Origin of the sequence: Streptococcus suis, assembly GCF_002960445.1 — a bacterium.
Lineage (GTDB): Bacteria > Bacillota > Bacilli > Lactobacillales > Streptococcaceae > Streptococcus > Streptococcus hyiners.
In genome coordinates this window covers 1-280 of the sequence record NZ_POJD01000300.1, presented here as the reverse complement: position 1 = coordinate 280, position 280 = coordinate 1, and the positions used below count along the sequence as shown (strand labels likewise).

The following is a 280-nucleotide window of genomic DNA, read 5'->3' as shown; positions in this document are numbered from 1 at the left end:
AGTTTGGATTATCGGTCGGAAGTAACTGTTGATGCTCCAAAGGGCAGCAAGCTTACCTATAATGGCACATCAGTTACCTTAACTCAGAAGGAAACACGTACCTTATCAACAGCAGATACTATTACGCTTCCAGCTAAAAATGATGGTGGTCCTCTAGGGGACTTAAAAGTAGATACGGTCAATACTTCCAATACCAATCGTACAATTGGTAAGTATCGTGATAATGACGATAAGGTCATCGAATGGACTAGTTCACAACTAAATGATACGTCGACAACCC

The 280-nt window shown here is 41.1% G+C and carries 1 protein-coding gene; it reads left to right on the top strand.

Annotated elements, in window-relative coordinates; genetic code table 11:
* On the top strand, positions 1–280 hold a 280-nt coding region (locus C1G53_RS10935), incomplete at both ends, for a hypothetical protein (RefSeq protein ID WP_153046713.1).